Source organism: Methanobacterium sp. (assembly GCA_030017655.1).
Classification (GTDB): Archaea; Methanobacteriota; Methanobacteria; order Methanobacteriales; family Methanobacteriaceae; genus Methanobacterium_D.
Genome location: JASEIM010000053.1, coordinates 1 through 3,550 on the forward strand (window position 1 = coordinate 1; position 3,550 = coordinate 3,550).

At 34.5% G+C, this 3,550-nt stretch carries 4 protein-coding genes; 2 read left to right on the top strand and 2 right to left on the bottom strand.

All coding sequences use genetic code 11. From position 1 onward, the window contains the following. Both QMD61_11500 and QMD61_11505 read left to right on the top strand, forming a co-directional pair. The coding region (locus QMD61_11500) for a DHHA1 domain-containing protein (protein MDI6725258.1) at positions 1 to 1,043 on the top strand (1,043 nt) is incomplete at its 5' end. A 217-nt stretch (positions 1,044 to 1,260) separates the two neighbouring features. Further along, entirely contained in the window at positions 1,261 to 2,520 is a 1,260-nt protein-coding gene (locus QMD61_11505) for a methanogenesis marker 16 metalloprotein (GenBank protein ID MDI6725259.1), read from the top strand. Positions 2,521 to 2,556: 36 nt separating this feature from the next. Here the strand turns inward: QMD61_11505 and QMD61_11510 are convergent, their stop codons facing one another. Beyond that, complete coding sequence (locus QMD61_11510) at positions 2,557 to 2,952, bottom strand: zinc ribbon domain-containing protein (protein ID MDI6725260.1); 396 nt, start codon at positions 2,950 to 2,952, stop codon at positions 2,557 to 2,559. 337 nt (positions 2,953 to 3,289) lie between these two features. Next, positions 3,290 to 3,550 (bottom strand): PepSY domain-containing protein (locus tag QMD61_11515; protein MDI6725261.1); only part of this gene is annotated, 261 nt, incomplete at its 5' end.

The window sequence follows — 3,550 nt, forward strand, 5'->3', positions numbered from 1 at the left end:
GCGTTAACGAAGAAGATATTGAAAAAGTTCACCCCTACAAAGGCCAGATAATTAAAGGCCATATTGATCTTAGAAGACGTCAGGCTCTTACAAGAAATCACACCGCAACCCATTTGATAGTTGCAGCAGCAAGGCGTATTTTAGGTGACCATGTATGGCAGGCAGGAGCTCAAAAAGGGGTAAAGAAGTCTAGAATTGATATTTCTCATTATAAACGTATCACGCCAGAAGAACTACAGGAAATCGAGCTCCTTACAAATCGATATGTTATGGAAAATCTTCCTGTTCTCACTAACTGGATGGCAAGGGATGAAGCCGAGAAAAAATATGGATTTATCCTTTATCAAGGTGGAATAGTTCCAGGAATGAGTATAAGAACAGTTAAAATTGATGATGTTGATGTACAGGCATGCGCAGGGACACATTGTGGAATGACGGGGGATATAGGACTTATTAAGATTACAAAGACTGAAAGAATTCAGGATGGTGTTGAAAGAATTGAATTTTCAGCAGGTGAAGCTGCAATTGAAGCTACACAGGCCAATGATAATTTATTAAAAGAAAGCGCAGCAGTTTTTAGTGTTGAAGCAGAACAACTTCCTAAAACTTGTGATAGGTTCTTCAGTGAATGGAAATCATTTAAAAATGAGATTAAACGACTTAAAGATGAGATGGCCATATTAAAGATGCAGACTTTAATGGGTAAATCAGAAAAAATTGGCGATTTGAAAGTTTTAGAGGATATGATCGATGCAGATATGGGTGAAATGCAGAAAATGGCCTTAGATCTCACTGATGATGATGGAGAATTTGACGTGGTTCTTCTCGGTAATTTGGAAGGTAAAATTGTGGGAACTTCTTCTCGTGAAGCTATAGAAGCAGGTATTAAGATTAATGAAATCATAAAAGAAGCTGCAGCAATTCTTGGCGGTGGCGGTGGCGGAAGACCTAATCTTGCTCAAGGTGCAGGCCCTAAGAAAGAAAAGATGAGGGAAAGTCTTGATTTTGCCCTTGATACTCTTAAAAACCTGCCAAAATCATAATTTAACCTTTATAAAGGCCTATTTTGCAGAGCTAAAAACCAATTTTTCAATTTAATTAGCTTTTTATTCTTTACAAAATTAATTTAATTAATTAAACAAATTAATCATAGATAAGTCATTTTATTTAACCATCCATAATTTTAAAAAGATAATGATCTGGAGGTTGAAGGAAACATAGTTTCCTGAAACCCAAAATCAAAGATTTTGGAGGAATACCTTGAATATCCGCTCAATTGAAGAAATTAACCAGAGAATTGAAAGAGGAGAAGCAACAGTTCTTACAGCTGAAGAAGTCAGCAATCTCGTCAGGGAAGGAAAAGAACCAAGAGCTGAAGATATCGATGTTATAACCACAGGAACTTGTGGGATAATGTCAGGAACTGCTGCAATATTTCATGTAAAAGCTGGAGAGCCAGGATCATTTAAAAAAGCAAAAAAAGTTCTTTTAAATGGAGTTCCAGGGTTTCCGGGCCCATGTCCAAATGAATGGCTTGGATCAGTGGATATGATGGTTTATGGAACTGCTCACAGCATTTATGATAAAAATTATGGTGGAGGATTCTTATTTAACGATATAGTATCTGGAAAAGATATAGAAATTGAAGTTGAATCTATTAATGGCGAAAAAATAAAATCAACAGTTAATATAGAGGACTTCGGCACAGCACGAATAATAGGGACTAGATTAGCTTTTAAAAATTACACGGCATTTATAAACCCATCAGAAAAATCAGTAGCATCAATATTTCATGCAATAGAGATGGAGGGACCATATAAAGGACTTTCATTTTCAGGTTGCGGTGAATTAAACCCACTTCAAAACGATCCAGTAATGAACACCCTTAAAACAGGTACTAAAGTGCTCATGTGCGGTTCTGAAGGAATTGTAATTGGAAACGGTACAAGAAGCACTGTCGAAAAGCCTAATTTAATGATATCTGCAGATATGTTTGATATGGATCCGCATTTCATTGGTGGATTTAAAACTGCTGCAGGACCGGAAGTTTTTAATAGTGTGGCTGCAGCAATCCCTGTTTTGAATGATGAAATACTGAAAAATACATATATTTTAAATGAGGATATTCCATTACCTGTTGCAGATATTAGGGGGAGACACATGCCTTTAGGCACCACAAATTACGCATCTGTCTGGGAAAATGTGGACGAAAGACCTCAATATATCCCTCAAAATTGTATGGATTGTAAAGTCTGTATTGTGCGTGATAGATGCCCTACAAGAGCTTATAATGATATATTTGATACAGGAAGATGTTTTGGTTGTGGAATGTGCGCATATTCATGCCCTTATGGTACATTCGAGATGAAACGTGGGGAAATACAGTTTGAAGCTGAAAAAGGGATGATTGATATACCAATTATTTGTAGACAATCCGATATTAAAAGAGCACGCGAATTAGCTGACGAGCTTAAAAAAAGAGTTCTTGAAGGAAATTTTTCAATTTCAAAATGTTATTAAATAACTTGAGTAGAAAATAAACATTTAATTGTAAAGTCAAGGTAATGGGGGAATTGAGAGAGTTCCAAGCATCAATAAACCAGTAATAAATCCAAGAATCAATGCTACAGCCAATAAAAGAATTATGTTTCCTATTCCAATTCCGGATTTTCTTTTATAATTTGTTTCATAATAATCATGATTAGAGGGTTCATATTCTTCATCATCAAAATATTGACTGTAATCCTGGCTTTCTGGCTTGGAATTTTTAATATATCTCTGTTTTATTGGTTTGTCGACAGATCTGGAATAATTACGACTGAGAGATCGAGAATTTTTATAGTATTTTTTCCTTTTTTTAGGATCTGGATGCAGATTTGATATTTGCATTCCACAGTTGGGGCAGAATTCTTCGTTTTTATCGATTATTGCCCCGCAATTATCACAGATCATGTTTACTCCTTATGAAATTTATTAAATATAATATTTCACACATTTAATAAAATCTGGATAATATTTAATCATTTTTGCATCTACGTTTTTTAACCCTTTTTAAATTTGTATAACCTTTTTATTGTTAAAAGATATTAAGTCCGGATTAATTCTCAAATATTTTATTTTCTATTTAAAACTCTTGAACGGCTAAAAATAGTATAAATATTTGCAAAATATTGTTTTATGGTGTATCAATATTATAAACATTCAAATTTAAAAAAAAAATGGAATATTATTGGATTTTTTTCCAATTTATTCCTCTTAGATTTTTATGCATAATGGGAAGGAAATGCACTTAAGGTGCTCCTCCTGCGCCCCCCACATTTTTTCCAGTTAGGGCATCTATGTTTATTTCTCCAACATTTGTGCCATTGTCCATTACAGGAACAACATATATGTATCGGCCGTCTGTTTTAATCAATTTTGGCTTTCCAGCATTTGTTCCTGGCTCTTCAATGTATTTTTGAGCTATTTCCTGGGCTTTTGCTGGAGATATTTTTGTCTCATCCGGATCATCCTCTGATGCATTGCTAAATGTATTTGTATCAGTAGATAA

Excerpts from the sequence above, each read along its gene's own strand:
- QMD61_11510 (MDI6725260.1), bottom strand. The coding sequence starts at position 2,952 with ATGATCTGTGATAATTGCGGGGCAATAATCGATAAAAACGAAGAATTC.